This window comes from Planctopirus sp. SH287, from assembly GCF_056500625.1.
In genome coordinates this window covers 4,660,942-4,686,291 of sequence record NZ_CM151403.1, presented here as the reverse complement: position 1 = coordinate 4,686,291, position 25,350 = coordinate 4,660,942, and the positions used below count along the sequence as shown (strand labels likewise).

21 protein-coding genes are annotated in these 25,350 nt (G+C 53.2%); 6 read left to right on the top strand and 15 right to left on the bottom strand.

Going from position 1 to position 25,350, the window contains the following annotated elements; all coding sequences use genetic code 11:
- Nucleotides 1–318 precede the first annotated feature (318 nt).
- Nucleotides 319–606 (top strand): YezD family protein, encoded by a 288-nt coding sequence (locus SH287x_RS17385; RefSeq protein ID WP_479515652.1) that lies wholly within the window; start codon nucleotides 319–321, stop codon nucleotides 604–606.
- Between the two features lie 84 nt (nucleotides 607–690).
- Here SH287x_RS17385 and trhO read toward each other — a convergent pair whose 3' ends face one another.
- From trhO to SH287x_RS17355, 6 genes are all read right to left on the bottom strand, one after another.
- Entirely contained in the window at nucleotides 691–2,493 is a 1,803-nt protein-coding gene (gene trhO, locus SH287x_RS17380; RefSeq protein ID WP_479515651.1) for an oxygen-dependent tRNA uridine(34) hydroxylase TrhO, read from the bottom strand.
- A 175-nt stretch (nucleotides 2,494–2,668) separates the two neighbouring features.
- Nucleotides 2,669–3,505 (bottom strand): peroxiredoxin family protein, encoded by an 837-nt coding sequence (locus SH287x_RS17375; RefSeq protein ID WP_479515650.1) that lies wholly within the window; start codon nucleotides 3,503–3,505, stop codon nucleotides 2,669–2,671.
- 251 nt (nucleotides 3,506–3,756) lie between these two features.
- Nucleotides 3,757–4,722 (bottom strand): DUF1559 domain-containing protein, encoded by a 966-nt coding sequence (locus SH287x_RS17370; protein ID WP_479515649.1) that lies wholly within the window; start codon nucleotides 4,720–4,722, stop codon nucleotides 3,757–3,759.
- 43 nt (nucleotides 4,723–4,765) lie between these two features.
- Nucleotides 4,766–5,791 carry a DUF1559 domain-containing protein gene (locus SH287x_RS17365; RefSeq protein ID WP_479515648.1) on the bottom strand — a complete coding sequence of 342 codons (1,026 nt, stop codon included), beginning with the start codon at nucleotides 5,789–5,791 and terminating at the stop codon, nucleotides 4,766–4,768.
- Between the two features lie 225 nt (nucleotides 5,792–6,016).
- The gene (locus SH287x_RS17360; RefSeq protein WP_479515647.1) at nucleotides 6,017–6,802 is read right to left on the bottom strand and encodes a DUF4198 domain-containing protein; all 786 of its coding nucleotides are present in this window, start codon (nucleotides 6,800–6,802) and stop codon (nucleotides 6,017–6,019) included.
- Between the two features lie 367 nt (nucleotides 6,803–7,169).
- Entirely contained in the window at nucleotides 7,170–8,054 is an 885-nt protein-coding gene (locus tag SH287x_RS17355) for a hypothetical protein (protein WP_479515646.1), read from the bottom strand.
- Nucleotides 8,055–8,358: 304 nt separating this feature from the next.
- Here SH287x_RS17355 and ahcY point away from each other — a divergent pair, with 304 nt between their 5' ends.
- Nucleotides 8,359–9,711 carry an adenosylhomocysteinase gene (gene ahcY, locus SH287x_RS17350; protein ID WP_479515645.1) on the top strand — a complete coding sequence of 451 codons (1,353 nt, stop codon included), beginning with the start codon at nucleotides 8,359–8,361 and terminating at the stop codon, nucleotides 9,709–9,711.
- A gap of 157 nt (nucleotides 9,712–9,868) precedes the next feature.
- On the opposite strand, the gene SH287x_RS17345 is transcribed toward ahcY, so the two are convergent.
- The 6 genes from SH287x_RS17345 to SH287x_RS17320 form a co-directional block, all read right to left on the bottom strand.
- Nucleotides 9,869–10,519, bottom strand: a complete 651-nt coding sequence (locus SH287x_RS17345) for an RloB family protein (protein ID WP_479515644.1) — start codon at nucleotides 10,517–10,519, stop codon at nucleotides 9,869–9,871.
- Entirely contained in the window at nucleotides 10,516–11,823 is a 1,308-nt protein-coding gene (locus tag SH287x_RS17340) for an AAA family ATPase (RefSeq protein ID WP_479515643.1), read from the bottom strand. Before SH287x_RS17340 ends, SH287x_RS17345 begins: the two co-directional genes overlap by 4 nt.
- 348 nt (nucleotides 11,824–12,171) lie before the next feature.
- On the bottom strand, nucleotides 12,172–12,747 hold the full coding sequence (locus tag SH287x_RS17335; protein WP_479515642.1) for a peptidylprolyl isomerase: 576 nt from the start codon (nucleotides 12,745–12,747) through the stop codon (nucleotides 12,172–12,174).
- Between the two features lie 101 nt (nucleotides 12,748–12,848).
- Complete coding sequence (locus tag SH287x_RS17330) at nucleotides 12,849–13,373, bottom strand: adenine phosphoribosyltransferase (RefSeq protein ID WP_479515641.1); 525 nt, start codon at nucleotides 13,371–13,373, stop codon at nucleotides 12,849–12,851.
- 390 nt (nucleotides 13,374–13,763) lie between these two features.
- Nucleotides 13,764–14,345, bottom strand: a complete 582-nt coding sequence (locus SH287x_RS17325) for a CBS domain-containing protein (RefSeq protein ID WP_479515640.1) — start codon at nucleotides 14,343–14,345, stop codon at nucleotides 13,764–13,766.
- 820 nt (nucleotides 14,346–15,165) lie between these two features.
- Nucleotides 15,166–16,110, bottom strand: coding sequence for a ParB/RepB/Spo0J family partition protein (locus SH287x_RS17320; RefSeq protein WP_479515639.1), 945 nt, complete (start codon nucleotides 16,108–16,110; stop codon nucleotides 15,166–15,168).
- Between the two features lie 214 nt (nucleotides 16,111–16,324).
- Between SH287x_RS17320 and SH287x_RS17315 the strand changes: the two genes are divergently transcribed.
- The 4 genes from SH287x_RS17315 to SH287x_RS17300 all read left to right on the top strand — a co-directional run bounded on the left by SH287x_RS17315 (nucleotide 16,325) and on the right by SH287x_RS17300 (nucleotide 22,081).
- Nucleotides 16,325–17,062: an NAD(P)H-hydrate epimerase gene (locus SH287x_RS17315; protein ID WP_479515638.1), complete on the top strand. Its 738-nt coding sequence runs from the start codon at nucleotides 16,325–16,327 to the stop codon at nucleotides 17,060–17,062.
- A 186-nt stretch (nucleotides 17,063–17,248) separates the two neighbouring features.
- Nucleotides 17,249–18,007, top strand: a complete 759-nt coding sequence (locus SH287x_RS17310) for a carbonic anhydrase (protein WP_479515637.1) — start codon at nucleotides 17,249–17,251, stop codon at nucleotides 18,005–18,007.
- 316 nt (nucleotides 18,008–18,323) lie between these two features.
- Nucleotides 18,324–18,815 (top strand): type II secretion system protein GspG, encoded by a 492-nt coding sequence (locus SH287x_RS17305; protein ID WP_479515636.1) that lies wholly within the window; start codon nucleotides 18,324–18,326, stop codon nucleotides 18,813–18,815.
- Nucleotides 18,816–19,198: 383 nt separating this feature from the next.
- Nucleotides 19,199–22,081 carry a M16 family metallopeptidase gene (locus SH287x_RS17300; protein ID WP_479515635.1) on the top strand — a complete coding sequence of 961 codons (2,883 nt, stop codon included), beginning with the start codon at nucleotides 19,199–19,201 and terminating at the stop codon, nucleotides 22,079–22,081.
- A 104-nt stretch (nucleotides 22,082–22,185) separates the two neighbouring features.
- On the opposite strand, the gene SH287x_RS17295 is transcribed toward SH287x_RS17300, so the two are convergent.
- The 3 genes from SH287x_RS17295 to SH287x_RS17285 form a co-directional block, all read right to left on the bottom strand.
- Nucleotides 22,186–23,265 carry a carboxylesterase family protein gene (locus tag SH287x_RS17295; RefSeq protein WP_479515634.1) on the bottom strand — a complete coding sequence of 360 codons (1,080 nt, stop codon included), beginning with the start codon at nucleotides 23,263–23,265 and terminating at the stop codon, nucleotides 22,186–22,188.
- A gap of 175 nt (nucleotides 23,266–23,440) precedes the next feature.
- Complete coding sequence (locus SH287x_RS17290; RefSeq protein ID WP_479515633.1) at nucleotides 23,441–24,124, bottom strand: DUF4956 domain-containing protein; 684 nt, start codon at nucleotides 24,122–24,124, stop codon at nucleotides 23,441–23,443.
- Between the two features lie 2 nt (nucleotides 24,125–24,126).
- On the bottom strand, nucleotides 24,127–25,068 hold the full coding sequence (locus SH287x_RS17285; protein WP_479515632.1) for a polyphosphate polymerase domain-containing protein: 942 nt from the start codon (nucleotides 25,066–25,068) through the stop codon (nucleotides 24,127–24,129).
- Nucleotides 25,069–25,350: the final 282 nt, after the last annotated feature.

The window sequence follows — 25,350 nt, the reverse complement described above, 5'->3', positions numbered from 1 at the left end:
AACATCACATGGCCAAACTGATACTTCAGGACGCTATCACCTAAAGTTTACCCGCGACAAATGGGGAGCCATAGTTGGCGATCATATTGTCAAAGTAGAGACAGGAGACCGGCGTCAATCTTCTGATGAAAATTCAGACAAAGAGCTTTCAATCACGCCGATTCCTCGTGCATATGCTCAGAAATCAACACTCACCGCTCATGTCAAAGCGGGGTCAAACGTGATCAACTTTCCGCTCACAGGTCAGGTCACAGAATCCAGAAAGGGTCATCAAACGACCCATCGAGGACAGCGATGATTGCTCCGGAGGAATCTCAAGTGAACATAATCGATTCAACGGCTGTTGATGCCGGACATGGTCATTCAGGAGGGGAAGTTACTTCGGGGGGCTCCCGTGGTCTTCCTGGCATGTCCGCTCGCTCCAGTTCGGGGGAAGCAGTTCCCACAAATAGTGAATCAACCGTGGGAGAACCCACTGTGTTCGAGCATATCCGGACGGCAGTTCGCTCGTTGAAATTCGGTCAGGTGACCATCACGATTCACGATGGTCAGGTGGTGCAGGTTGATTGCACCGAACGTCGCCGCTTTACCAAACCGCGAAATTAGATAACCAGACGTCTGGTCATTTCAAAACCTTGTCAGCGAAGTGACCATGACACGGCCAATTTCACAGCCAGCACCGAGTCGGCTTCAGGCTGATGTCACCACTTCTTCGACCCACAAAGGAGGCGGGGCGGTAAACTCCATCCGTTCATTTTTGACGGGATGACGGAAAGCGATCTTCCAGGCATGCAAGCACAGTGGCTTGGAAGGGTCGCCCGGCTCTGTCGCTAACTCACCCTCAGAAAGGTAAAGCGGGTCACCAACAATCGGCATTCCCAAGTGCCACAGATGCACGCGAATCTGGTTGGTTCGACCTGTCAGCGGCCGGACTTCCAGCAGCGTGGTGTTGTCGTCAAACCGTTGGAGCACGCGGAACAACGTGCTCGCTGTCACGCCGCCTGCTTCATCAATCTCGCGAGATCCCATGACCCCTGCAATGTCGGTCATGGGAGCATGGCATTCAAACGAATCCTCTACCGGTACGCCCTGCACCCTCGCCAGATAAGTCTTGTCCACTTCCTGCCGCGAGAACTGGGGTTGTAATCTTCCAGCCATATGCCGCGTTCGCGAAAGAACCAGCACACCTGTGGTCATCGCATCTAAACGATGGGCTGCTCTGGGGCTTTGCGGGTCATATACCTGGGCAAGTAAATGTTGCAGTGTATTCCGGTGAAACCGCCCGCTGGCATGAATCGGAAGCGGGGCGGGTTTATTGACCACCACCACCGCTTCGTCTTCATAGAGCAAGCGAATCTCTGCGTTGACGGGCGGTTCAATTGTTCCAGGAAGCTTATGTAGATATCTCTCGCCTGCCTGCACGATTCGATCAAGTGAAACAGGTTGCTCTTGTGAATCCAGGAAGCGGGATTCTGCCGCCGCCTGCTCCCAGAGCGTTGGTTCTAAATGCGGCAGCACTTGTTCCAGAAACTGCCGCACGCTCAGGCCCTGATGCTTCTGTGAAACCTGGAGCGGGCGTAAGTTGTCGTAAGGCACACTTCCCGGAAGAGGCGTGGCGGCATCTCGCAAGGCCGCTTCCCGCTCGGCGATTTGTTCCGCCATCTTTTCGGCTGATGTCTTATAACAATAGGGGCACGAACGCGCGATTACATATCGGGGGTCAGCTTGTTCTTCTAATGTGAGTGGTGACTGACATTTCAGACATTGCGTAGTCGATGACTCGGCAAGATTGCCATCGACCCCCACGCGCTGATCAAAGACAAAGCACTCGCCGTGATAATGCGCGCTGCCGCATTCTTCAAAGTATTTAAGGATTCCACCATCAAGTTGATAGACCTGCTCGTAACCTTCTTTCACAAAGAAAGGCCCGGCCTTTTCACAACGAATGCCGCCTGTACAGAACATGACCACAGGTTGCTTCTTGAGTTCCTCAGGGAGTTTCTTGCGTGAAACATCGGGGAAATCGCGGAAGGTTTGCAGATCAAGGTCGATGGCTCCATCGAACGTCCCCAACTTGACTTCATAATCATTGCGTGTATCCAGCAATGTGACCGGGCGACCTTCATCCAGCCACGCTTTCAGTTCCCGAGGCGAAAGCTTCGGCGATGGCCGTTGACTGGGATCAATTCCAGGCACACCAAACGCAATGATTTCCTGCTTGATTCTCACCAGCATCCGCGTGAACGGCTGATGATCACTATCGCTATATTTCGCAGGCAATCCTTCAAGGCCGGGGATCTCCCGCACCGTTGCCAGCAGTTCGTCCACCTTCTCGCGCGGGCCGGCAACGAACATGTTGATCCCCTCGGTGCTGAGCAGGATTGTTCCTTTCAGTTGCCGCTCCCGACAAAACGCCAGCAATCTCTCACGCAATGGCTTTAAGTCGGTGAGCGGGGCAAAACGATACGTCGAAATATTCGTGAAAGCAGTCATTTGTCGTTACGAATTCAATTTTTTAGGCACAGAGACCATGAGCCTCGTGGTTTGGGCACCTTCTCCCCCAAGGAGAGCAGGACATGATGGTTTTCAGACAGACTCCATAGCGATGCGATTTCAGCCAGATACCGCCATTTTTGCACCAATCCCCGTCAGTCGCCATCCACTCCTCTTATTTTGAAGCCGAGTCAGCTTCACTTGTGGAGTATTCGGAGAGCATGAATAGCAGCGATTTGTTGTCTAAAAATGGCTTGAAGCCGTGAGTCGTGAAGATGACTTTCCCGTTGGGATTGATCAGAAACGTGCCATGCCGCAAATCGGCGGGGAGTTCGTCAGTTTCCGGCGTGAAAACACCATAGAGCTGAGCCACTTTATTTTCGGGATCAGAAAGAACCGTAAAATCAAACGCGCCGAATTCAGCATACTTGGCAGCCGTCTCTTCAGGGGGATCCGCACTGATCGCGACGATCTTGGCTCCAAGTTCCCGGAAGTAGGCAAGATCTTCCTGCAGACCAAACAACTGGGCCACGCAATGGCTACAGTCATAACCCATATAGAAGACCAGCACGACCGGCCCCCGGCTGTTCAACTCACTCAGAGAAACAGCCTCACCTTTGTGATTGAGCAACTGAAAATCCGGCGCCTTCTTCTTAAGTAGCGAATGAGGTTTCGACTCGGCAATCACAAATTGACCATCCGAGAGTATCTCTTTTAATGGCGCGGAAAGCGTCTGCTGTTTTGCATACTTTAAATAGGCTTTCGCATCATTAGCGACGTGGCCAGTAGGGATCAGTCCATATTGCAGGCAAAGTTCTCGGCATTGTTCAAGCACACTCGTTGAAGCGGCATTTGATGATTCTGGTGTCAGGAAATGATACGTCAGAATCACTCCATAGAAACTGGCAATCAATGCCACAATGATCGCAAAAGCACGCCGACGATATTGGGCATGTGTCAATTGCGGGATCTCTGTCATGCCGGATTTTGACGGCAATGGATTCACACTCATCAGACCTCCTGAAATTCGTTAACAAAAAGGATGGCTGGCTGAAGCTTCAATACTCCGTCAGCCATCCTCATGAACTATTCTATCACGACCCAGCCATCCCGTGGGAATACCTGGCTCAGTTTCTGTCCGAGTCAACGTTCTCGCCATCATCAAGAGCAACTCGCTCCTCACATCTGGCATTCGGACACCTTGCTCCTCAGGGAGAAGGATTCGAGAGTTTTCGAGCAGATTTTCACTTTCATAAACTCATGTTAAAAATCGCCGATCACTTCACCACCGGAGCGGGTCGCAAGATTTCGCCAGATCGTGATGTCGATGTTTTCACTTGAAAAACGGACAGACCCGTCGGCTAGCAAGGCGTGTACGCCGCCTGTGTGCAGACTTCTGGCGGCGATATGCGCATGTGAATGGTAGCTGTTATTGCAGTCTGGTGTTCTTGAGTTCGGCCCGTAGTAGTGGTTATAGAGAGTATCAGCATAGTGCCCGTTGATCCATTTCGCTCCTCGCGCACCTGACCAGATGGTTGACCCACCGACAACACAATTGGCGTCGGAGGTGACAGTCCCCATGGTCAGTTCAATGGTTTGCCGGACGGCATCCGTGGGCGTGCCCCCTGTGGAATTGGCTCCGGTTCCAAGAACGGATTCGCTGAAGGCAACGGTGTTTGAAGTTCCGTCTGACACATCACGGAAACCAATCTTTGAAATCGCGAAAATAAGACCGTTTGCGAGTGACATCGAGCCATCATTGGGGACTCCGTTGCCTACACATGCGGCATAGTTCGTTGTGCCATAATCGTTGCCAGAAATCGTCTCCCGATCAGAAGGGCAGCGGAACATGGGCAGCTTTGTCTTGGCGGCAACCGCATTGTTCGCCCCATCGGGCGCAGGTTGGCCGAATGGAAGGGGATTGTCGTTGAAATCGATCAGGTTTCTAACCGACGCTTGATCCATGTAAGGCAGTAGCTGGGCGTGAGCCGAGAACACCTTTGGAAATCCCAATTGCCCAGGAGGAAATACAGAGTGAGACGATTCGTAGTTGTGTAGCGCCAGACCGATCTGCTTGAGATTGTTCTTGCACTGGGTTCTTCTCGCCGCTTCGCGCGCTTGTTGAACGGCAGGCAATAGCAAAGCGATCAGAATGGCGATGATCGCGATCACCACCAGGAGTTCAATGAGCGTGAATGCCCGACGTAAAGCGTGTGGAATATTTATCATTATCTATTTATCTTTCTTGTGATAAGCATTTTAAGAGGTGGAACTAAAACTCACCGATCACTTCGGCTCCGGCGCGTGTTGAAAGGTTTCGCCAAACGGTGAGATCGATGTTTTCACTTACGAACCTGACTGAACCATCCGCCAGCAACGCATGCACGCCGCCGGTATGCAGGCTTCTGGCGGCGAACCAGCCGAAGCCGTTGCGGAAGACATCCGGCGTGGTGATATTCGGCCCGGCATAGGTGTTGAAGGTCGTCATGTGCTCGCGCCCCCAGATCCATGCCATCCGTCCGCGGCCGCTCCCGGTCGCTGCCCCGGTGACCGCAGTCGCCAGATTCGGGTTGTCACCCGGAGCACCTGTGAAGCCTTGGCCCGCCGTTCCCATGCCACCACCGCCGTACTGGGCCAACTGCCTTCGATAATCGAGACCGACGGCGGTCGTCGTGTCTGTTCCGTTCCCCAGTAGCGATTCAGACATCATCAATGTATTCGATGTTCCATCGACAATATCTCGAAACCTGATTCCCGAACCCCACCAGAACAGCCCGTTCGTGGCGGCGCGGGTGTCATAGTTCTTGTCAGTTCCCGTTCCGGTGCTGATGACATAGTTCGTCCCCACGAACCGGTTCGTCCCTGAGTTCGAATTCACGAAGACCGGCGATTGACCATCGCTCGGGCATAGGAACATCGGCAGAACGGTTCCTGCCACGTTTGCATGTACCGGATTCAAAACCTGACTTCCCCCCGATCCGGTCATCAGAGGTGTCTGGAAATCGATCAGGTTTCTCAGGCTGGCCTGATCAATAAAGGGAAGCAATTGGGCCTGTACCGAGAAGCCGTAGGCGCTATCCGCAGGCAGCCCCGGAAATAGCGAAGCACTACTCTCGTAGTTGTGCATCGCCAACCCCAACTGCTTGAGATTATTACGGCACTGGGTTCTTCTCGCCGCTTCGCGTGCTTGCTGAACAGCGGGAAGTAGCAACGCAATCAATATGGCAATGATTGCGATGACTACCAGAAGTTCAATCAGTGTGAAGCCTCGGTAACGATGCACTATTTCATGTTTCATAAACAACTCTTTTGAGGATATTATTAATTGATAGTCACTTAACGATGGGCGCACCTTGAGCGACAGGCTTTATCGCTAGATGCCTGGAGTATCTAGTGCGCCGTCAAAGCTTAAAAGTGGGGTTGAACAGGCAGTAAAGTCCGATAATCGAGGACGTAACTACGCATGAAACCTCAAGATAAAGACGTGACACGACACTAGAAAATGAGATCGGTCGCGAATTTCTCAGCGAGCAATATTGAGCGTCAGCGTCGCGGAGTAATGCGAGCGCTCATACTTCTCACCCGTCTCATTGTCGGCAGCATGGTGCACGACAATCAGGTAGTAATTCGCTTCCGCGGGCGTGAATGTGGCCTTCCCGGCAGCGTCCGTCTTCCGTTCAAAGTTCGGATCGAAGTCAGCGGCTAACTCGGCCCCACGAGGAATAAAAGAGACCGTCGCATCCGCGAGTGGCTTGCCTCTTAAAACCACTTGAACCGTGATCGGCTCGCCGGCTTTAGCTGTCGCCGGATTGCTTTGGGGAATGAGTTCGATGGGTTGGCCCAGTGGCTTGAGCGGATCAACACCTGCGGTTTTCCCACCGGCCTGGAAGTAGCATTTAGCATTGCGGTACGCGCGCGTTGTCCCGTGAAGCGTGTCCAGCGTTTGAGCGGCGACATAGAGGCCGGGCTGATCAGCGACCTGCCTGACCGACCAGAAGCCTTCTTTTTCAGCATAACCCATATCGGAAACATGAGACTTCAGATCCTGTTTCTTCCCGTCGGGAGAGATAAGCCCGAACTCCACCTTGTTAATACTGATCTTGCTGGCCAGCTTAAAATCCCGATGGTCGTTTCCGTGATTTCCTAGCATGAGGTCAATATGAACGGCCTCACCCGGAGCCACTTGAGCAACGTTCGTCTGTACCCAGGTATCATGGGCAAATGTATTTGCACTACTGACGGCCATCACGCCCGTGATCAACAGGCGGGCAACGGCATTGTTAATGAAATGAGAGATAGCAATAGACATAAAAACCCCTCCTCGGGATGATAATTAATCAGGTTGAAATAGAAGAATGCGAAGGTCGCGAGAGCGCCATGGTTAAATAGCACTCCGCAGGGCATCAATGACGATCCCGTGATCGCTCGTCGATACGACAAAAACGCAACACTCTTAAAAGAAGGACTTCCGGTCGGTACATCAAGAGAGCATGTGACACGAAGCCAGCACGCGGCGGGGAGGCATCCCCGTTGATGAATGAGCCGTGTCTGAGCACGTAACAGCATCACAGAGAAAAAGGCACATAGTGAAAAGCGCAGCTTGCACTCTCCGCCGTCCATGGATGGCTGCCATACGTATCAGAAGGCACTGACCAGAAGTCTTTGAGCAAGCTTCTTCAACCCGGAGGGGTCAGGCGGGCATAAGAGATTTCACAAGGAATGGCGTTTCTCCCGGTGATTTTACTGGCCAGTGACGACCATGGCTGCCAGTGAGCAGCTAAAGGGGGAGAGGCCAGCGGTTCCGAAAGCATCGTCCAGGTCGAACCTGCGCCGCGACATTTGAGCGATTTCAGCAGCGGCGACGTGCGGCTTTCAAGTTGGCTGCCGGGTTCTGAAATGGCCACCTCGCAAGAAAGAGGTGTTGGGGGCACTGTTGTCGTGGGTTTTTTTTCACAGCAGCTTGTGGGGGGGGCGCCAGCCGTGACTTTGCAGGAAAGTGTGTTGCAGGCAGAGGACTTTGCCGGGCCGCAAAGAGTCTCGGCACTCCCTCGTGCACATTCTTGACGCAAGGCCAGCAGCGAAGCGGGGATGGATGGCTTGACCTTTTCGCAGCAGCTTCCGCGAGAACTTTCACAAGCCGAAATCGCTGTTGACGGCGTTGACTGCAAGGAGTCTTCCAGCGGCTGTTGAATCAGGGTTTCAGGTAAGTGCATCCCATGATTGGCCGCCCAGGCTTGTCGCTCAGCGGGAGAATAACAGCAGCATTGTTGCCAGCATTGGGCAGCTGAAACACAGCCGCAATTGTGACCCGCACAAGGGAACGCACCAACCGCCAGCCCCAATGATGTCGTCGAAAACCCCCAGGCTCCCAGGCAATAGGCGACAATCAGAAAGAGCCGAAAACAGGCTCTGGCATCCAACCAGCTGGCATCAAATCGTGTCCACGACGAAATGCATTTCCACGAAAAAGCAGCGGGAAAATCCCCCTCCACTCCACTGTAACTCCATGTTACAGCAGGCCTTGTCAACCAGACCAGAAATGTCGACCGGCCCGAATCCATACGCGGTGCTTAACTCATCTGATGAATTGGCGGATACTGGGAAAAAACATCAACTCGGACACGAGATCAGCCTCTGAAAACATAACCGCCGCGCGAGAAGAAATCGACGCCCGAATCCCTCATAACTCATAAATTCCTGCCAATGGGAACCTGTCGTACCGCTCTGAAGTTAATCACGCTATAATCCTGCGGTTATTGAGAGATCGCCCGATATCGCCTTTGGAATGGCACTTGTCGGATGATCACGGTCGCCCCTTGAAGGGGACTTTCCGTTCCTAAAATTTCTCCTCGAGGAACAGTATCTATGGCACCTGCCACTCTGAATCAGCCCGCGAAGACAGACAAGCTCCCTTACAAGGTCAAGGACATTTCGCTGGCTGAGCTGGGTCGCCGTGAAATCGAACTCGCCGAAGTCGAAATGCCCGGCCTGATGGCACTTCGCGAAAAGTACGGCAAGACCAAGCCACTCGCTGGCGCCCGCATCGCCGGCTGCCTCCATATGACCGTGCAGACAGCCGTCCTGATCGAAACGCTGACCGCACTGGGAGCCGAAGTCACCTGGTCAAGCTGTAACATTTTCAGCACCCAGGACACCGCCGCTGCTGCCATCGCCGCCACCGGCGTTCCTGTTTATGCCTGGAAGGGGATGAACAACGAGGAATTCGACTGGTGTATCGAGCAAACCCTTTTCTTCCCGGACGGCCAGCCGCTCAACCTCATCCTCGATGACGGCGGCGACTTGACCAACATGGTTCACGACAAGTTCCCCGAACTTCTCAAGGGAATCAAAGGTCTTTCCGAAGAAACCACCACCGGCGTACATCGTCTCTATCAGATGATGGAACAGGGCAAGCTCGGCGTGCCTGCGATTAACGTCAACGACTCTTGCACGAAGAGCAAGTTCGACAACCTTTACGGCTGCCGCGAATCTCTGGCTGACGGCATCAAGCGTGCCACTGACATCATGGTTGCCGGCAAGGTGGTTGTCATCTGCGGTTATGGCGATGTGGGCAAGGGGTCTGCCGCTTCGATGAAGGGCCTGGGCGCTCGCGTCATTGTGACAGAAATCGACCCCATCTGCGCCTTGCAGGCCACGATGGAAGGCTATCAGGTCACGACTCTTGAAGAAGTCGCTCCCTATGCTGACATCTTCGTCACGACCACCGGCTGCCGCGACATCATCCGCGCCGAACACCTCGACGTGATGAAGAACAACGCCATCGTCTGCAACATTGGCCACTTCGATCTGGAGATCGAAATCGCCTACCTTAACAATCGCACGGATATCAAGAAGGTCCGCGTGAAGAGCGATCAGGACGAAGGCGGCCCGGTCGACCGCTACTCATATCCTGATGGCAAGGGGATCCTCGTGCTGGCCGAAGGTCGGCTGGTTAATCTCGGTTGCGCCAACGGTCACCCCAGCTTCGTGATGTCCAACAGCTTCACCAATCAGGTCATGGCTCAGCTGGCATTGTGGCAAGACACCGACCGCTTTGAACTGGGCGTCCACCGCTTGCCAAAGGAACTGGACGAAGAAGTCGCCCGCCTCCACTTGGGCAAACTCGGCGTCAAACTCACCAAGCTGACAAAAACCCAAGCCGAATACCTCGGCATCCCCGTAGAAGGCCCCTTCAAACCGGAGCATTATCGGTATTAAGGCAGCTTGATCGACAATTGCAATGCTGATACCGCAAAAAAAATGCCGCTCATGAACTTTTGATTCGTGGGCGGCATTTGCATTTCGGGCTTGTACATCTTTCCCATGCAAGGCCAGTAGTCGATATAAAAAACTGTTTGTTATTAATTTATGCAGTTTACTGCGGCATGCTCTTTTCAATTTCTTCAATAAGGAGGTATAAGTCGCTGCATGGGTTTTGATTTTCAGGCAGATCATCTGATCTTCGCAATTGTTTTGCTATATTCTTTGCGGTTAATACATCGCCTACGAGTACATTAAAGTCGTGTTTTCCTTTTTGATAGCCGGGGACTTTCTTTTTTAATCGGCTTACCATTTGATTGCAATTAAGTGCTGTGTCAAATTCATAAAAGTGAAGTATCAACCAGTACTCAAAGCACGGAGTGGTGACCGCCAATTTGATGTCGTTCGTTTTTGCCACCTCTCTAGCAGGGGCTATCTTCAGTTCTCCAAAGTCACCATCAATAACGCACCAAACAACATTAAACGGTATTTGGTTTTCAACGGCAGCATTCCTGATTTGAATTGCTTCTTGCACCACTTGTGATGGTTGTGTCCTGCCACCACTTCCCACGGCTTCTATTGACGAAGCTGAGAGTTGATAATGTCTCTTCAAAGCTTTGAAATAGTTTGGAGACGATTTTTGATCCTCGCATACAATCAAGAATCGTTTGGCAAGTTCTCGGGTTTCCCTTTTTCGACGTAACTGCTCGTTTAAGTGCTGCGTTTTTTTCGATATTCCTGATGTCGAAGATGATCTACCGCTCATAACAAAAACTCGTCGATGATTGGAGTGGCTCCATACAATCCGGACATGTAGCGTTTCCTTATGTTGTGCACAGGTCTAGCTTCATCTTTGAACTCTGTTAATGAGTAAATCTCTGACGCACCATCGTTCCCTTTAGACACAAAATAAACTTGATCTCTTCTGAGGGCCGGCGTTTCAGTATTCGAACCTTCAAGCAAACCTGTGTCGTGAGTCGTGAAGATAAATTGAGACTTCGGTCCTTCAGGCGAGATGTCATTGATTGCTCTGATCAATCTGTCCAAGAGTCGTGGGTGAAGGCTTGCACTGAGTTCATCAGCAAGTATTGTGATGTCTTGATTGGAGATTCTCCATAAGTCATCTGAAATATTAAATATTTTTTTTGTTCCTGAAGATTCGTCAGAGAATTCCAGAAGCCTAGAGGTTTCTCCTTGATGCATGAAAGAGACAACTAATCGATTTTCAGGAAAATTTCCATCGGGAATTGTCTTGGCTAACATTTCTCGAAAAGGCTCCGCAATTTCGAGAGGTTCTTGACTTGTGTGGACATCTTTGATTCCTACATCCGCAGCGAGAATAAGGCGTTGCATAATCCATTCTCGGTACTCTTGGTCGTCAGCAAAGCGATATTCATCATCTATACTGAACCTGTCCATGACTGTAGAAGCGGAATAGTCTTCGAGGTGGGTAGATTTGCGAATTGCTTGATAGTATGGACGTGCGGATTCTGGGCCTTTAGAAGGGCCATGTTGGGCCAATTTCGACAACACAGATACATTAGGTTGAATTTCTTTAACATACAGATTGTTTGGGCTGTCTTTTGAAAATAGGCGCCCTTTTACTTTGCTCTCATTCCGATCAATTAGCGTTTTTGAACTGTTATTTGTAAGAAGATGAAGTGATTCTGCAATAATTGTTTTTGAAGTAAATTGAATTGAGTATCTCAATATCGAATTCTTGTAGGTTACATCACAACCAAGCATAACGGGCATTGATTCTGAAGTTGAGTCGAGCAAGAACGGTTTGTATGGAGGGATTGATGAATCCGGTTTAGCCGCAAAACTGGATCGCGTGGCTATCCCTTGAAGAGCACCTGCCGCGGCAAGGATTGTCGATTTACCTGATGCGTTTGCGCCATAGATAGCTGCCACCCGCAGAAGATGAAGTGGCTCCTCTGCACCCTTTAATGGGAAAGGGATCGTTCCTCTTCCGGAGTCTCCAGGGCTGGTAAGGTCTGCGGCAACCATTGAAAGCTCAAATTTTTCACGAAGAGAGCGGAAGTTCTCTCCGAAAAGCCTGATAAGCATGATCTGTCCTGACCTTGTTGAGACCAATTGGAGCGCAGTTTTCCTGCGCTCCAATTGTATTCCGGTTCTGGTGGCCTGTCCACCGGGTGTCCACACCTCGGAAAACGCAAAGACCTCCGTGGGGGATTCCCAGTCGGAGGTCTTTGTCTGTTTTTTGAATTAGCAGCTGATTTCCTGTAGAAACCACCAGGACACCCTCATCGTTTGACTCAGGTGCGTTCGGGCTTCTTTTCCAGAATATCTGGCCTCTTCAAATCTCAGGATGCCGTGAGGGATGCAGAGGAAAGGAACAAGCGAAGCACGCTTGAACCATCTCGTACAGCCTCGCGGGTATGATGGGGAACAGGATTACTTCAGTTCGCCTGAATCGGTGACTTCAACCTTCTGAGCGGTCTTGCCGCTCTGGCTGCCGACTTTTTCAATCGCCTTTACGACGTCCATGCCTTCGACCACGGAGCCGAAGACCACATGCTTGCCGTCGAGCCATTCGGTCTTTTCGGTGCAAAGGAAAAACTGTGAGCCGTTGGTGTTCGGGCCAGCGTTGGCCATGCTCAGGATGCCTGCACCGGTGTGCTTGAGCTGGAAGTTTTCGTCGGCAAACTTGTTGCCGTAAATCGACTTACCGCCAGTACCGTTATGGTTGGTGAAGTCACCACCCTGGCACATGAAGCCGGGGATGACACGGTGGAAGCTGGAGCCTTTGAAGCCAAAGCCTTTTTCGCCGGTGCAAAGAGCACGGAAGTTTTCCGCTGTCTTGGGAACGACATCGTCACGGAGTTCCATAACGATCCGACCGGCTGGCTTTCCGCCAATACTGATATCAAAGTAGACCTTGCTCAATTTCTTGCCTTCCGCTGCAAACAGGTTGGAACCCAGAGCCACCGCAGCCACAGAGGTCGCCAGGGCTTCGCGTCGGTTCATCATGAGGAGCATCCTTTCAAAATATGGAGATCGTCCAGTTGACCAAATGAATCAAGTGTCATGCCGGCTGGGTCAAGAGAAGCCCAGCACCAGCATGTTCGTAATTACGTCTCGCCATCGTACGAAATCAGACTCTTGATCGGATAGTTGCCCAGCTTTTTTCGACCATTCAAGAATGCAAGTTCGACGACAAACCCGCAACCCACCACTTCCGCACCGGCTTCCTCAGCAAGTTTCGCGCAGGCTTCGATAGTGCCGCCGGTCGCCAGCAGATCATCAATCAAGAGAACCCTGCTGCCGGCACCGATGGCATCGACATGAATTTCGAGCGAATCGCTGCCGTATTCCAGATCATAGCTGAACTTGCGTGTCTTAAACGGAAGTTTGCCCGGTTTGCGGACGGGGATGAAGGCCGCATTCAGCGCCAGAGCCAATGGTGCTCCGAACAGAAATCCGCGAGACTCAGCCGCCAGAATGGCTGTCGGTTTTGTGCCGGCAAACGCCTCCTGGAACTGTTCAATCGCGTAGCCAAAAGCGAGCGGATTCGAGAGCAGCGGCGTAATATCGCGGAAAAGTATTCCGGGTTTGGGAAAATCCGGAATACTGCGAATGTGTTCCCGCAAATCCATGAGCCGTCACCTATTGATGGAAGATGAGAATGTGTAAATCAGCCAGCGGACACATCTTCCGGACTCTTGCCGCCCGCTGCAACCATGCTGGCCACAACAGCCGGTGGTCCTGGATGAAACTTCCATGAATCGTTCTTTTAATTCGGATGAGTGATCACATCCAGGCACGGAGTCGAATTGATTGATATTCATCTCGAAACGGCCATCTTCGGGCAGATGCCGTGATTTGGAAAAACAGACGCTCCCTGTGTGTCCATTCACAGGGAGCGTCTGAGCTAATTTTATAAGAGATCGTCGCAATACCGATGTGGCATTCAGTGGCCATACCCCGCGTCAAAAAACGTGATGGAGCAAAACACTTTTCACGAATTGACGAAGCCGTGCTCAGCGTTAGCGAGTGGTTGAAGTCTTGCGTCCGCGAGATGACTTGGCCTTTTGAGACATGAACTTTGGCTCTTTGGCCATGGCCCGGCTTTTGGGTTCTTTTGCAGGCTTGCGAGCACTGGATGGCTTGGCCATTTCGGTGCTGGTTCCCGCTTTCATATCACGCGTCTCTTCCTGATCAGCGGTGCATGACGTTTCGTGAGCGTCATCGACACGCAGAATCATGCACAGCCGCAGGATGTCCAGACGTGAGACGACGCCCACGAACTGACCTTTTTGAATGACGGCGGCTCGAGAGCAATGACCAGCCCGAAACAGATTGGTCGCCACAGCCAGATCAGTGGAGGGAGTCAGAGTTTGCACATTCGTGACCATCCAGCGTTCCACCGTCGCATGACGATCGGTTTCCGCCAGTTGAGCCTTGAGCAGTTCATAATCGGGAAGAATCCCCAGCAATTTCTTGCGAGGGCCGACCACATACAGTTCCTGCACCCCGGATTTCACGAGGAGCGCCAGAGCCGATTGCAGCGTGGCTTTGGGAGAGACGGTTATCGCGGTGGTCATCAAGTCGCCAACAGTCAGACGCATGGCCAGCAATCCTTTGAAAGCACCAGAGAAGTCATTAGCGACATCCCGCCTGGAAAGGGGAGTGGAGGTCTGCCGCTGGAGGAACAACCCTCCGCTTTCAAACCTAGTTCAGGAAAAGTCACCGTGATGCCGAAAGTCACCTCATGTTTCCAAAACAGAACACCCATGGGCGTTACAACCAGCAAACTCCGCAATCCCCCCCCCCCCTGCGGGGCTTGGGCCTATCGGCCGGGACGTGGGCGAAGACCCGCAGGCTCGTTGGCCTGCTGGTCAGTCGTTCATCCACGAATGGGCTTACGCCGCCAGAGGGCAGGCAGGTGGGAGAAGGGTTTGATGACTCCCTCTCCCGCTGGCGGGAGAGGGCTGGGGTGAGGGGGATTTAACTATCGGTGTTTCAGAGAGCTATCGATCATATTTCGTCGATAGCTATGTGTTCCCACTCATCGAGAGCCACGCGTTCCCCCCTCAACCGGCCCCCTTGCGGGGTTTGTGGTGGCGTATGAAGGCCAGTCGTTTATCCACGTATGGAGCTTACGCCGCCAGAGGGCAGGCAAGCGGAGGAAGGGTTTGATGACTCCCTCTCCCGCTGGCGGGAGAGGGCTGGGGTGAGGGGATTTAACTTCCCGCGTTTCAGAGAGCTATCGATCATATTTTGTCGATAGCTATGTGTTCCCACTCATCGAGAGCCACGCGTCCCCCCTCAACCGGCCCCCTTGCGGGGTTTGTGGCGGCGTATGAAGGCCAGTCGTTCATCCACATATGGGGCTTACGCCGCCAGGGGCCACACAAGCGGGAGAAGGGTTTGGGAGTTTCCGTAGCACTATGCTGCTGCGCGTTGCAGCGAGCCGACGATCCGTTCAAAGTCATCGTTCGAGCCGAACTCGATGACAATGCTCCCTTTGTCTTTGGCTTTGCCTTTGAGCTTGATCGAAACCTTAGCTCCCAGCATCCCCTGCAACTGCTCTTGAAGTGAGAGGATATGGTTGGAAGGGCCGGTTTGTGAGCCTTCTCCCTGACCATCATGAGACTGCGGGAAGGGGACGGTCGCGCCGTCGGCCGACTGATCAGCCGCCAGCAGGTTGCGTACTGCCTCTTCCGTTTTGCGAACCGACAAGCCCTCTTTTGCCACCTGCTGACCCAGCGTGCCCTGCTGTTCATGAGACAGGCTGAGCATGGCCCGGGCATGGCCACCCGATAACTGCCCAGAACGAACAAGATCCTGAACGTCGCTGGAGAGATCCAGCAGTCGGATAAAGTTGCTGACAGTCGAGCGATCCATGCTCAATCGACGGGACAACTCTTCGATCGAACACTGGAACTGTTGCAGGTACTGCTGGAAGGACTGAGCCTTTTCCAGCACGTTGAGATCCTGACGCTTGAGGTTTTCTTCGAGCGAGACTTCAAAGACCTGCTGATCGCTGAGTTCCATGACACGGCAAGGAACCGTCTCGCAGCCCGCTTTTCGAGCCGCAATCAATCGCCGTTCCCCGGCGATGACCTGATACATCTCACCGACCTGGCGAACAATGATCGGCTGGAGCACGCCGTGCTGGCGAATGCTGTCAGCCAGTTCGGTGATCGCGGTAATTTCAAAGTCTTTACGAGCCTGGAACGGGTTGGGTTCCAGCAGATCAATATGCACTTCGGAATGATCGCCCACAGAGGCGGCGGGTTCAAAGTCGTGATTGTTTCCGCTGCCCAGAAGTGCGTTGAGCCCGCGGCCAAGCCGACGTCGTGTTGGTTCGGGGTTCAGCTGATCATCCATGATCTTTGTTCCATCCGATGAAATTGCGAGTATCGATAAATTCGGAATCTTCGTTCCGCTAGACCGTTATTCGGCAACGCTCAGGGAGAAGATTGATATCAGTTCGGGTTCCGTGAAAACAACTTGCCAACCGTTTCACGGGGCGCTTCATAATCGTTGCAGTTTAAACTTGAGTCGAATAATCGGCAGATTCCACCATCCATGGGTTTGATTGATGAACAAGTCAACATTCGTTCGTCTGCTTTTATTAAATCGACTGAAGCCTCAGGATTGTCTGACAGCCGCTCAAAGCCGTCAGATTGATGTCTATGCCATCAAGCAATGGGGCGTCTCAAGTCTGGTCTTGATGGAGAACGCCGCTCGTTCAGCAGCCGAATGGCTGATCGAGTGGTCGACATCCTCCTCACCGCTTGACCGGGCGTCCGGATTGACCGTGATTTGCGGCCGTGGGAACAACGGTGGCGATGGCTTGGCGATCGCCCGTTTGCTGTTCTCCGCCAGTTTTCCCGTGCGAGTTTTCATTACGCATGAACTGGAAGCCATGTCACCAGATGCCCGGGCCAATGCGGTGATCTTGCAGAAACTGGGAGTCCCCCTGGAATCGACCAGTCAGCTGATTTCGCATGTTTCGTCTCTCTCACCGACCGACGGGATTGTCGACGCACTATTGGGAACCGGGCAATCGCGGCCACTGGAAGGAGAGTTGGCAGATCTCGTTCGCGCGATGAATCAAAGTTCTGCACCGATCTATGCGATTGATTTGCCGACTGGCTTTTCAGCGGATCATGGGCCGATGACAGAGAACAATGGCTGTGTCATCGCGCGGGCCACCCTCACTTTTGTAGCACCCAAAATCGGCTTCCTGCATCCTCAGGCCGAAAAATTTCTGGGACAAATCGGTGTGGCCCCGATTGGCCTCCCCAGTGATCTATTAATCAAGGCGGTTTCATGATGAAAACCATTTTGATTTGAATAAGGGTTACAGCCCGGCATTCTCTTGAATAAGCATTCACTTCAACCAGTATTCTCTGCGAGTTGGCTGAGTGGCCAGGATTTGGTTTGTCCTGATCCATGAACATCGATAGCGTCAATGGATCGCCTGACGAAGACACTCCATGGACAGCGAAAGGGATGACCGATGTCGGAATCGAAACGCTCCTCACGACGTGATTTTGTTTATTCACTCGGCGCCGTGGCGGGAATGAGCGGGTTAGCCGCGAGTTATTCCGCTCCAGCCTTTGCGGCTCTGGAGGAAGCGGTTCCTCAAGCAGACCGCTCGATGAAAGAACGCGACCCGGATCAAATTCTGGCGCGACTCATGGAAGGGAACGAACGATTCGTCAGTGGCAAAACCAAGCTCTCGCCACGCACCCCTGCCGACTTTGCCCGTGATGTTCAAGGACAGGCTCCACCAGCAATTATTCTCGGATGTGCAGACTCCCGCGTTCCTCCGGAATTTGTGTTCGATCAGCCGGTAGGCGGGCTGTTCGTGCTGCGAGTCGCAGGGAATATTGTCGGTTCGGGGCCGATTTTGAAGGGGAGCATTGAGTTTGCCGTGGCGGAACTGGGTGCTCGTCTGATCATTGTCATGGGACATAGTGAATGCGGAGCCTGCCAGGCAGCCATTACTCATATTGAAGCCAGCGATGCGTTGCCCGGTTCGATTGGTGGAATGGTCGATTACATCCGCCCGGTCGTTCGTCAGGTCGCTGCCATTCCGGGGGAAAAATCTGCTGCCGAAAAGTTGAAACTTGTCACAAAAGCCAATGCCAAAGAGAACGCCCTGCGCTTGGCCAAGCTTGATCCCATCGTTTCTGGTTTTGTCAAATCGGGTCAGGTGAAGTCTGTGGGTGCGTTTTATGATTTGGGAACGGGACGCGTCGAAATTCTGGGTTAAGCCCGTTTCCGGGTTAATTGTGGCGGCGTATGTGCGTCATTTGTCCTGAAAAGTTTGGATTTTTACGCCGCCAGAACGCCACAGAAAAAAATTGCATGACCTGGGAAGCTGATCGAGGTGTTTTTGTGCAGAGAAGGTCAAAAAACGGCCAACAAAAAGTCAGGTGACCGACTCTTTTGCATCGCACCGGGGTTTAAGTCAGGATAGATGTCTGCGGAACGTTTTTTCAGTTTCCGCCGCCGATCCCCGCTACATGCTCGCCATCACGAGTGCAACCTGCTTACTTCCGCTGATTGTCACTGAAAGGTCTCGCCTGATGATCTCCACCTCCTCTGCCCGACGAACTCTCGCATCGCATTCGTCTCCGTCCGCTTCCCGTTCTGCTTTCACCCTGATTGAAGTGTTGCTCGTGCTGGCCATTCTGGGTGTGATTGCCGCCATGGTGGTTCCCCAGTTGCTCGGTCGCCAGAAGGAAGCCATGGTCAAAGCGACCAAAGCCAGCATCAAGGGGTTGGAAGATGCCATGCAACAGTACGCTCTGGCTCACGATGGGGAATATCCGCAAGGTTCCCGGGAAGAAGTTTTCAGCCTGCTGATCAATCCGGGGGCCGACGCCGATGGACGAAAAATCAGTCCTTATCTGGATAAAGTGCCGAAGGATGCTTGGGATGTGGGCTTCTATTACGAGTACCCGAACAGCAAGGCTGCTAACGCAACCAAACCGGCCATCTGGTCGTCTGGCCCTAACAAGCAGAATGAAGACGGCGGCGGCGACGACGTCAACAACTGGGCGGCCCTGGCTCTCTAATCATCTCTCCTCGCGGGAGAGGGTTGGGGTGAGGTGGCCGATGAACCTCAATCTTTCCCAAGCCAATACCAATCCCCTCATCCGGCCTGCGGCCAACTTCTCCCTCAGGGAGAAGGATTTGAGCGTTTTTGGATAGACTTCCGGGCATGAACCGAATCTTCATACGACACTGCTGGTTTGATCCAGCAGTGTCGTTTTTCATGGGTGTCTGTTCCTTTTGTCAGTTTCCTGTGACATCAGATGTGACGGTCTCTCTCACAGTATAAACACGATTGTCAAGGAATCGTTGGCGATCGTTTCGCCGGGTGATAGGATCACAGGGGACAAAGGAAGCTCAGTGGATGGGCTTCCGGTAACCAGCGCGAGCATCTGAGGAACTGGCTGTGGCCAGCCGATCTCGTCGCGATGGTAATTCTTTACTAATGGAGTGGAACGGGATGATTCTCAGGATGGTTGACGCAACGGCAGGTCTGCGAACCGGGTTTGCAGATGACAGGCTTCGGTTGACAGCGCCGCCTTCTCCCTGCCACAAACAGACTCTCTCGCAAAGACTTCGCTGGAGTCTTGCGGCACTGGTGGCCGTCAGCCTGACTCTCTTCTGCTCCTCTAGCTTAAAAGCCGAAATGCCCATGAAAGTCACCGAGATCGAAGGGATCAGCGAGTACAAGCTGGAGAACGGACTGCGCGTCCTGCTCTTTCCGGATCCCTCCAAGCCCACCATTACCGTGAACCTGACCGTATTCGTCGGTTCGCGGCACGAAGGTTATGGCGAAGCCGGGATGGCTCATCTTCTGGAGCACATGCTTTTCAAAGGAACTCCAGATATCCCCAGCGTTCCCAAAGCCCTCCAGGCCCGCGGCGCGGATTTCAATGGAACCACCTGGCTGGATCGAACGAACTACTTCGAGACCCTTCCCGCTCAAGGTGACAATCTCGAGTTTGCCATTCGACTCGAAGCCGACCGCATGATGAACAGTCATGTGAAGGGTGAAGATCTGACTTCGGAAATGACCGTTGTCCGCAATGAATTTGAACGTGGTGAAAACAGTCCTGCTTCAATTCTCGGTCAGCGAATGATGGCCGCCGCCTTTGAATGGCATAACTATGGCAAGTCAACCATTGGCAACCGGGCCGATATTGAACGCGTGCCTGTCGAGCGTCTCAAGGCGTTCTATCAGAAGTATTATCAGCCGGATAACGCCATGCTGGTCGTGGCGGGCGATTTTGATCCTAAAGACGCGTTGCGCATCATCGGCGAAACGTTTGGAAAGATTCCCCGTCCGACGCGCGTCCTCGATGCGACTTACACCGAAGAACCTGCCCAGGATGGCGAGCGCCAAGTCGTGCTTCGCCGCGTGGGTGATGTGGCAGTGGTGGGAGCCGTGTTCCATATCCCTTCCGGTGCTCATCCCGACTTCGTCGCAGTGGATGTGCTGGAATCAATTTTGACCATGCAGCCTTCCGGCCGGCTCTATAAAGCTCTGGTTCAAGGGAAGAAGGCCGCCAGTGTCTCGGGGGCGGCTTATGCCCTGCACGATCCCGGTGTTCTGCGATTCATGGCTGAAGTCGCGACTGGCAACGACCCGCAAACCGTCCTCGACAGCCTGCTGGATGTGCTTCAGGAGACAGCCGATAAGGGCGTCACTCAGGAAGAAGTCGATCGCGCCAGATTGCGTTTGCTCAAGCAACGAGAAATGGGTGCCTCAGACTCTGCGGAAATCGCCGTGGAGTTAAGCGAATGGGCAGCTCAAGGCGATTGGCGGCTTTACTTCCTCTACCGTGATCGACTCGAAGCGGTGACGGCAGATGATGTCAACCGCGTTGCCAAAGCCTACTTGCAGCCAACCAACCGCACGGTTGGACTCTATCTTCCTTCGGACAAATCCGAAAGAACACTCGTTCCGGAAACTCCTGGTCTGGCCGCAATGATCGGCGACTATAAGGGACGTGACGAAGCTTCGATTGGTGAAGCATTTGATGTCAGCCCCATGGCCATTGAAGAACGGACGATCCGGTCAAAAATCGCCGGTATCGAACTGGCCATGCTCCCCAAGAAAACACGGTCATCGACCGTAGTGCTGCGATTGACTCTCCGTTACGGCAACGAAAAATCGCTGTTCGGACTCAATAAAGACTGTGAGTTCCTGCCGCCGCTCATGCTGCGAGGCACCAAGTCGTTGACCCGTCAGCAACTGCAGGATCAGCTCGATAAGAACTTTGCTTCGATCAATGCTGCCGGAAACGCAGGGGAAGCCACCTTCGTCATTCAAACCAAGCGCCAGCATTTGCTGACCGTGCTGGGACTGCTCAAGCAGGTGCTGCGCGAACCCGCTTTCCCTGAAAGCGAACTCGCGGTGATCAAACAGCAGGTCAGGTCTGACCTCGATCAAGGGTTGACCGATCCCCAGACGCTGGCCGTTCGGGAAGTCTCACGCACATTATCCCCTTACCCCGCTGGCGACGTGCGCGCGATCCCTACGGTGGAAGAAGAATTGAAGCTGGTCGACGCCATCAATGTCGAGGCGCTACAGCGGGTCTATACCCAGTTCCTCAGTGCTCAAGCGGGCCAGATCGCGATCGTTGGCGACTTCAGTCCTGAAGAAGTGGAGCCTGCTCTGAAAGACATTCTGGCGGACTGGAAAAGCGATAATTCTTATGAACGAATCTCGCGAACAGGATCTGTCCAGGTCAAAGGCGAAGTCAAACGCATCCAGATTCCCGACAAAGCCAATGCGTTCTACTTCGGTGGTTCGGTCATGCCCATGAGCGACAATCACCCGGATTATCCCGGCATGGTCATCGGGAACTATGTGCTGGGGGCAGGAGCACTCTCGTCCCGGCTGGGAGACCGCGTGCGTCAAAAGGAAGGTTTGTCCTACGGCGTCGGGTCGGTCTTCAGAGCTTCGATGCTGGATCAGCGGGCCACGCTCTCGATCTATGCCATCGCCAACCCTGCCAACATGGACAAGGTGAATGTTGCCGTTAATGAGGAGCTGGCGAGAATCCTCAAAGAAGGCGTCACTGAACAGGAATTAGATACCGCGAAACAAGGGTATCTTCAGGCCCAACAAGTGGGACGGACAGAAGACCCGAAGGTCGCCCGACTGCTGGAAGAAAATCTCTATGCAGGGCGGACGATGAAGTATACCGCGAAGCTGGAAACAGCCATCGCAGATCTGACGCCTGAAAGCGTGGTTGAGGCGCTCCGCCGTCACATCCATCCCAACCAGATCTTCACCGTGATTGCCGGCGATCTGGAAAAGTAAGCCTGCAAGTCACCGTTGAACGCTTTACGAAACGAGCGAGGTGGGATGTCTTCATCCCGCCTCGCTCGTTTGATTTAACAGCGTGTTCGACCTGGCAATGTCGATCACTTTGCCGGCTTGTCGGCCTTCAATTCAGTGGTTAGAGAATCGGTCAATGACACAAATGAAGGATCAGGCTCCGCAGGCGATGTCACGACGCATTTCACTCCCAAAGCGTCCAGTTTTTCTTTGAGCAGCTTCCCCAGAAGAATGGAATGCGTGGGATCTTTCTGAGACTCACCCTTGCTGGCTTTTTCTTTCTGGCCGTAAAAGAGGATCATTGTGGGATCATCTTTCGAGGCATGTGAGGCGGGAGAGTATTCCTGAATCCATGGTCGGACTTTTTCATGACCAGCCAGGAACTTTTTGAATTCTTCTGGCCGACCTTGTTTGGGTTCCTGAAAACCGAACGCGTGGCCGCCATAGACCATGTTGCTTACCCAGGCGCTGGTTTCTACGGGATCGAGCGATGTCTGGGCACCACTGACGACGGCACACCACAATCGTGTTGATTCACGGGCAACTGGATCATCGCTTGCAGGTTGAGCCATATCGTCGTGCATGGCCAGCCACAATGAGGAACATGCCCCGGCGGAACCGCCGCAGGCGCCAATGCGGTCTTTATCAAGGTTCCATTCACCCGCTTTGGAACGCACAAACTGTAAAGCGCGGGCCGCGTCACTCAATGGCCATTTCACAGGAGGCTGAATACCCGCGCTGTGTGCTTGAGGAACCAATCGGTAATTGATGGTGACAACTGAAACCCCATTCTTCAGTAGTGCCGGAAGATCCAAAGTTCGGGCAGCGCTCGATTTATCACCACTGTTCCAGCCACCACCATGAATGAAGAAGACCACGGGAGTCGGCTTGTCAGACTTGGCCTGCCAGAAATCCAGCACCTGCCGTTCATGAGTTCCATAAGGGACATTGGCCGCAGTCGGAGCGACCTTGTAAGGTGCAATTGGATTAGCCGCAGGCTTGGCGGCGGGCGTTGCCGACTGGACAGCATCGACCTTCTTTGAAGCAGCCTTCGGAGTGGCAGTTCCCGCTTCCTGTGCCGCACTTGTAGCCGTAAAACAAACAGCGGCTGACAAACTGAAGGAAACTCCCCGAAACAAACGCTGGGCCTGTTGCCGTGTTGTCATGAATTCTCTCCCGCTAAGGTGTCACATTCAAAAAAGTGGGGATCGCGCTGGTCAGTCCTGAGCATGCGTCAATGCCCAGGACCATCAGGCAATTCTCTGCGCAGGCTAACCAGCGGGGACACGCGGGATCAAGGATCTTTTCAATTTGATATCATCATGCTGGCGACCATGTGACCTATAGATCGTTGGGCAAATGTTTTAACTCGACAGAATGCACTCCTTCCGAGCGGCTCAGTCGATCAAGCACTTCTCTCGCCGTCAGGTGCGAGGCCAGTTGCACACGATAGACAATCTCTAAAGCGGAGCCTTGCCGGGCCGTGCTGAGACTTTCCACTTCATAACTGCGACTTAACGAAGCCACAATCTGTCCGACTTCTTCGTCCAGTTCTTTTGACCATCCCAGCTTGAGCGTCAGCAGATAGATCCAGTTCTTCTGTTCTTTGGTCGGCGAGCGGTCTCGATAAATAACGGCCACGGCCCCCACCAGCATCGTTCCCAGCATCGCTAATAACGGTTGGCCCGCCCCAGCACACATGCCAATGACAACCGCGAAAATCACGAACGCGGTATCTTTGGTATCACGCACGACTGTCCGAAACCGGACAATCGAAAGAGCACCCACCAGACTGAAAGCGCGGGCGACATTGTCGCCAATCACCTGCGTGACCAGCGTGATCAGCAGCGTCAGCAGCACCAGTGTCGCATGAAACGAGGCGCTGGCCGCGTGAGGCTGTCGCGTCCGTTCATGGATCTGCCCAATCAGCATGCCCATTAACAAGGAGAGCGTCAACGAAGTTGCCAGCATGGGCCAGTCAATCGGTGTCCCGCGAAGCAAACCGGTATTCAACCACTCAGGCATGGTTATGGTTGATCCTTGATCACGGGACCTCGTGCATTGTCAAAGGATAAAATTCGGGTCTCTTCAGTTGTTACGTCCGACAACGGAGGACGTTGCGGCGACATCAACCCGAAGACAAAGCCGTGACACGGCACTAGCAAGGTCTTGATGGTGTGCCGATACTTGGAAAACGACCTGGGACTGGCCTTCAACTGTTCGACCAGATCCCGGAAAAAGACCGGAAAGTGGCCACGGTACTTCAACTCGAGAATCGACGCTTCCGAAGGCAAAATCTCTCTACTGCAAGCGGACTGAGGAACAACCCAGCCTGTTTCTGGCTCGCCGTGCACATCCTGATCCAGCGTCAGCCGGAGTGTCCCCTGCGGTGTCGACCACAAATAGGCCTGACGACGATAACTCACCTGGCAGGACGGACGGAGAACATATCGCTGAACACGTCGGCTGAACCACGCCCATTCGGCCATTTCACTCACCAGCACTGATTCCAATTGCTGTTCATGGATCATGACGCGGCGTTTGCGAATCTGGTCTTGATGTTTCCATTTCATTTCCAGCCACACGTTTTTCGCATCGCCGTACCGACGAATCCGAAACTTACGATGCCGGCCAATCCCATCCCTGCGGAAGATCGCACCGGTGGGAGTATCCAGATAAAGCGTACGCACGAGATAGCCATCGCCTAGCGAAGGGTCGGCATGTTCATCAGGCCGCATGTTAGCCCTTGCCCACGCCGTCACAGTTTTCACTAACTCGGCGGAAAGGACGAATTTCGTTTCCGAAACGCCGGGCGTAACCAGTCGTCGTAAAGAGTCCGGGCTTGTCGTGCTTCCCGCAACCGCCAGTATTGGCTGGTCGCGAATCATCGTATGAAACCCGCTCCGACCATTCTCTGGAACATGAAAAACGGGTTGCTGGTGGTCAATGTCAAATCGAGAATTCCGCACGCCTGAAAACTCCCTCTGAGAATCCGCTCGAACTTCCAGGTGACCAGATCAGGCCACTCTCTTGTACTGCCTCTTTAGTCCATCAACTCATTGCGATTTGGATGTTATTACCGGCCGGGAAATATCAAACCCTCTCCCTTGAGGGATCTCTATCAGTCCTTCTCCCTGAGGGAGAAGGTGGCCGCAGGCCGGATGAGGGGGGAACGCGTGACTCTCGATGAAAGGGAGCACATCTCTATCGACGAAATATGATCGATAGCTATCTGAAACACCGATAGTTAA

What these genes read in the sequence shown, in the direction of transcription:
- trhO (WP_479515651.1), bottom strand. Translation starts at nt 2,493, where the DNA reads ATGACTGCTTTCACGAATATTTCGACGTATCGTTTTGCCCCGCTCACC.
- SH287x_RS17375 (WP_479515650.1), bottom strand. Translation starts at nt 3,505, where the DNA reads ATGAGTGTGAATCCATTGCCGTCAAAATCCGGCATGACAGAGATCCCG.
- SH287x_RS17370 (WP_479515649.1), bottom strand. Translation starts at nt 4,722, where the DNA reads ATGATAAATATTCCACACGCTTTACGTCGGGCATTCACGCTCATTGAA.
- SH287x_RS17365 (WP_479515648.1), bottom strand. Translation starts at nt 5,791, where the DNA reads ATGAAACATGAAATAGTGCATCGTTACCGAGGCTTCACACTGATTGAA.
- SH287x_RS17360 (WP_479515647.1), bottom strand. Translation starts at nt 6,802, where the DNA reads ATGTCTATTGCTATCTCTCATTTCATTAACAATGCCGTTGCCCGCCTG.
- SH287x_RS17355 (WP_479515646.1), bottom strand. Translation starts at nt 8,054, where the DNA reads ATGGATTCGGGCCGGTCGACATTTCTGGTCTGGTTGACAAGGCCTGCT.
- ahcY (WP_479515645.1), top strand. Translation starts at nt 8,359, where the DNA reads ATGGCACCTGCCACTCTGAATCAGCCCGCGAAGACAGACAAGCTCCCT.
- SH287x_RS17345 (WP_479515644.1), bottom strand. Translation starts at nt 10,519, where the DNA reads ATGAGCGGTAGATCATCTTCGACATCAGGAATATCGAAAAAAACGCAG.
- SH287x_RS17340 (WP_479515643.1), bottom strand. Translation starts at nt 11,823, where the DNA reads ATGCTTATCAGGCTTTTCGGAGAGAACTTCCGCTCTCTTCGTGAAAAA.
- SH287x_RS17335 (WP_479515642.1), bottom strand. Translation starts at nt 12,747, where the DNA reads ATGATGAACCGACGCGAAGCCCTGGCGACCTCTGTGGCTGCGGTGGCT.
- SH287x_RS17330 (WP_479515641.1), bottom strand. Translation starts at nt 13,373, where the DNA reads ATGGATTTGCGGGAACACATTCGCAGTATTCCGGATTTTCCCAAACCC.
- SH287x_RS17325 (WP_479515640.1), bottom strand. Translation starts at nt 14,345, where the DNA reads ATGCGTCTGACTGTTGGCGACTTGATGACCACCGCGATAACCGTCTCT.
- SH287x_RS17320 (WP_479515639.1), bottom strand. Translation starts at nt 16,110, where the DNA reads ATGGATGATCAGCTGAACCCCGAACCAACACGACGTCGGCTTGGCCGC.
- SH287x_RS17315 (WP_479515638.1), top strand. Translation starts at nt 16,325, where the DNA reads ATGAACAAGTCAACATTCGTTCGTCTGCTTTTATTAAATCGACTGAAG.
- SH287x_RS17310 (WP_479515637.1), top strand. Translation starts at nt 17,249, where the DNA reads ATGTCGGAATCGAAACGCTCCTCACGACGTGATTTTGTTTATTCACTC.
- SH287x_RS17305 (WP_479515636.1), top strand. Translation starts at nt 18,324, where the DNA reads ATGATCTCCACCTCCTCTGCCCGACGAACTCTCGCATCGCATTCGTCT.
- SH287x_RS17295 (WP_479515634.1), bottom strand. Translation starts at nt 23,265, where the DNA reads ATGACAACACGGCAACAGGCCCAGCGTTTGTTTCGGGGAGTTTCCTTC.
- SH287x_RS17290 (WP_479515633.1), bottom strand. Translation starts at nt 24,124, where the DNA reads ATGCCTGAGTGGTTGAATACCGGTTTGCTTCGCGGGACACCGATTGAC.